Annotated in this window: 3 protein-coding genes and 1 pseudogene; 2 read left to right on the top strand and 2 right to left on the bottom strand. The window is 71.2% G+C overall.

Features of this window, described 5'->3' with window-relative positions; genetic code table 11:
- Both VIU94_RS41780 and VIU94_RS41785 read left to right on the top strand, forming a co-directional pair.
- Positions 1 to 564, top strand: a pseudogene (locus VIU94_RS41780) (hypothetical protein); the annotation flags it as partial.
- Entirely contained in the window at positions 561 to 1,886 is a 1,326-nt protein-coding gene (locus VIU94_RS41785; RefSeq protein ID WP_331920432.1) for a hypothetical protein, read from the top strand. The pseudogene VIU94_RS41780 and the gene VIU94_RS41785, both read left to right, overlap by 4 nt.
- 13 nt (positions 1,887 to 1,899) lie before the next feature.
- Here VIU94_RS41785 and VIU94_RS41790 read toward each other — a convergent pair whose 3' ends face one another.
- Together VIU94_RS41790 and VIU94_RS41795 are read right to left on the bottom strand one after the other, a co-directional pair.
- Entirely contained in the window at positions 1,900 to 3,090 is a 1,191-nt protein-coding gene (locus VIU94_RS41790; protein ID WP_331920434.1) for an acyl-CoA dehydrogenase family protein, read from the bottom strand.
- Positions 3,091 to 3,244: 154 nt separating this feature from the next.
- The gene (locus tag VIU94_RS41795; protein WP_331920436.1) at positions 3,245 to 3,445 is read right to left on the bottom strand and encodes a hypothetical protein; all 201 of its coding nucleotides are present in this window, start codon (positions 3,443 to 3,445) and stop codon (positions 3,245 to 3,247) included.
- Positions 3,446 to 3,674: the final 229 nt, after the last annotated feature.

Consider the following 3,674-nt stretch of genomic DNA (forward strand, 5'->3'; position numbering starts at 1 on the left):
CCCGAGTACGCCGATCTGCGCCGGGTCTACGCGAGCCGAGTCGCCGCCGAGTGGTTCCGCAAGCGCAGCACCACCAAGCACACCGCGTACTCGGACCTCATTGGCAAGGGCGACATCAGCCGCTGGGCCTCCAAGGAGAAGTGGACGCCCCGTGAGGTCTTCGACCGTTACGTCAAGTCGTACAAGAACGGCGAGTTCAAGGTGAAGCGCACCACCACCAAGGGCAACATCATCTACACGAGCACCTACGTCGACGGCGGTGTGGACTTCACCCGGATCAACCAGAACCGGCTGAGCGCGACCGCCTTCGCCAAGGACCACCCCGCGCTCACCGCCACGGCACACAACGCTCTGGACGCGCCGAGCGACGAGGGATCTGACATGTGGCTCGGCGGTCAGACCACGGCCGTGCCCCCGGACGAGGCCTTCGCCAGTCCCGAACCGGCGACGTCGAAACCGCTGTTCTACGTACTGGGGGCGGTGCCGCTCGCGGCCTGGCTCGTGACGGGCGGAGCGCTGTGGTGGCGCCGCAGGACCGACTCGGCGACGGGGGCCGGCCTGTGACCACGACGAGCGTTCCCACGCCACTGGTGCCGCCGGCCGCTCCGAAGCCTCCGGGCGCCGTGTTCGCGGCGAGCTACCTGTTCGCCGGGGTGGCCGCGCTGGCCCTGGTCTCCGCGGTCGGCACGTTCTTCGCCATCCCCGAGTTCAGCCACCATCGGAGCGAAGAAGCCGCCGACGGCGCGGCGGGGGACCTGGCCGCGTACGGTCTGATCGCGTTCGCCGTGCTCACGATCGTGTTCGGCGGCCTGTGTCTGCTGCTGTCCCTGCTCGACGGGCGGGGACGGCAGGGGGCCCGGGTGACGACCTGGGTGGTCGGCGGGCTGGCCGTCTGCTTCAACATCGCGCTGCTCGCGGCCGGCTTCTACGACTCCGTGCCCTGGTACGGCGACATGACCCGGATCGTGTCCGCCGGGATGCTGCTGCTGACACTCGCCTCGGTCACGCTGCTGGCACTGCCGGCTTCCCACGGGTACTTCCGGGCCGCGGGGTCGGCCCGGCAGAACGTACGTCCCGCTTTCGCGCCACCCCTGGCTCCCGCCAACGTGCCCCTGCCACCGCCCCCGGCCGACATGCCTCCAGCCAGCATGCCCCCGCCTCCCAGCTATCCGCCCCTCCCGCCCGGCACCCCACCCCCACCGCCCTACCTCCCGCACCTCCAGGCCGCACGCCGGCCAGTCGCCGTCACCACGGCCATGGCCGTCCTGGTGGGCGTCGCGGCGGTCACCCTCGTGGCCGCCGTCGTGGAGATCCGGACGTACCAGGCCATCCTGAGCTGGTACGACGACTACAAGCGGACCATGGAGAAGCAGACCGCCCCCTACGGCATCGACGTGGCCTTCCCCGAGCTCCCGGACACCACCGCTGGGCCGACCGTCCTCGTGGTCGTGGCCCTGGTGGCCGTCGCGGCGCTCCTGATCGGCCTGGCGATCGCCATCCGGCTGCCCCGGCCCCGGGCACGCGTCATGGCACTCGTCGCCACGGCGCTGTTCGCCGCGCTGGCCACGGGCCGCGGCCTCCTGACGGCGACCACGCAGGCCACCATGAGCCAGATCGGGGAGCAGTCGCAGCGGCTGAAGGAGAGCATGGGCGCGGGGCAGTACAAGGACTCGTTCCCCAGCGTCACCGAGATCTACCCCGCGTGGTCGTACCAGGCCGCCTACCTGACCACGACCCTCGCGGTCCTCGGATACATCGCGGTCTTCGTCCTGTTGGTCCTACGGAGCTCGAACGCCTGGTTCGCCATGGCCGCACCACGCCCCCACCAGTACGCCCCGCCGCCGCCGTACCCCGGACAGGGGTACGGGCAGCATCCGGGCAGCTGACAGTCGCAGCGAGTCAGCGGCGGACGCGTGGCATGCCGAGGCCGATCCAGGAGATGATCTCGCGCTGGATCTCGTTGTTGCCGCCGCCGAAGGTGAAGATCACCGCTGAGCGGTAGCCGCGTTCGAGTTCGCCGTGGAGGACCGCGCCTGCCGAGCCCTCCTTGAGGGCGCCGGATGCGCCGACGACCTCCATCAGCCAGGCGTAGGCGTCGCGGCGGGCCTCGGAGCCGTAGACCTTGACCGCGGAGGCGTCCTGCGGGGTGAGGGTGCCGTCCTTGACCGCGCCGACCATCTGCCAGTTGAGGAGCTTCATGGCGTCGAGCCGGGCGTGGGTGCGGGCGAGGCGGCCGCGGACCCAAGGGAGGTCGATGACGCGGGCGCCGTCGGCGAGCTTCGTGTCGGCGGCCCAGCGCTGGACGTCGTGCAGGGCGCGGATGGCCATGGTGCCGTGCGCGGCGAGGGTGACTCGTTCGTGGTTGAGCTGGTTGGTGATCAGCCGCCAGCCCTTGTTCTCCTCGCCGACCCGGCGGGAGACGGGGACGCGGATGTTCTCGTAGTAGCTGGCCGTGGTGTCGTGCGAGGCCAGGGTGTTGATCAGGGTGCAGGAGTAGCCGGGGTCGGAGGTCGGCACGAGGAGCATGGTGATGCCCTTGTGCGGGGGCGCGTCCGGGTCGGTGCGGACGGCGAGCCAGACCCAGTCCGCGGTGTCGCCGTTGGTCGTCCAGATCTTCTGGCCGTTCACCGTGTAGTGGCCGGTGGCCTCGTCGCCCTCCCGCACTGCGCGCGTCTTCAGCGCGGCCAGGTCGGTGCCGGCGTCGGGCTCGCTGTAGCCGATGGCGAAGTCGATCTCCCCGGAGAGGATCCGGGGCAGGAAGTAGGCCTTCTGCTCGTCGGTGCCGAACTGCATGATCGTCGGCCCGACGGTGTTGAGGGCCATCAGCGGCAGCGGGACGCCGGCCTGGGCGGCCTCGTCGAAGAAGATGAACTGTTCCATCGGCGAGAGGCCCCGCCCGCCGTACTCCTCGGGCCAGCCGACGCCGAGCCAGCCATCGCCGCCGAGCCGGCGGATCGTCTCGCGGTAGAACCGCTTCTGGGCGGCGGGGTCGGCGTACCGGGCGTGCACGTCGTCGGGGACGAGCGCGGCGAAGTACGCGCGCAGCTCGGCGCGCAACCGGTTCTGGTCGGGCGTGTACTCGAGGTGCATGGGGCCTCCCGTGGCGGCGTCCGGCAGGACGGCGGCCACGGTAGAACGTGTTTCACAAATGGGGAAGCCCCGTGCGAGAGGAAGGGTGCGCACGGTCTGCGTGTCGACGGGGTCGCGGGGCGTCGCGGAACCCTCCCCCGACGCCCCGCGGGGGTCAGGGCAGGAGCTCGTCCAGGGAGGCGCGGCCCCTCTCGGCCATGCGACGCTCGGCCCAGGCGATGTTCTTCGGGGTGACGTCCCGGCCGGAGGCGAGGACGATGTCCTCGGCGCTGAATTCGCCCTCCGAGCCGGCGTGCAGCAGTTTGTCGGGCGTCGGACCCGGTCCGAGCGTGCTCTTTTCGGACTCAGCGTTCATGCCGCCTCCTAGTTCGTCCGCTTGCAGCCATTCTCATGGCGACCCACCGGTCCCGCATCCGGTGCGCGGCGGGGCCGTCCAGGGGCCGCCCGGGCCCCGCGCCGACGCGGCGCCGACAGACGTGTCGGTCCGCTGTCGACGTCGCGTCGGCGAGCGGGGCGAGGGTGGGCGCAGACACGGCCTCACACCTCAGGAGTACACCCATGACCCCGTCTCTGCCCATCCGGCG

It is taken from the genome of Streptomyces sp. (assembly GCF_036566765.1).
Classification (GTDB): Bacteria; Actinomycetota; Actinomycetes; order Streptomycetales; family Streptomycetaceae; genus Streptomyces.

Bases quoted from the DNA above. Each gene is read 5' to 3' on its own strand.
- VIU94_RS41790 (WP_331920434.1), bottom strand. From the start codon at position 3,090: ATGCACCTCGAGTACACGCCCGACCAGAACCGGTTGCGCGCCGAGCTG.
- VIU94_RS41795 (WP_331920436.1), bottom strand. From the start codon at position 3,445: ATGAACGCTGAGTCCGAAAAGAGCACGCTCGGACCGGGTCCGACGCCC.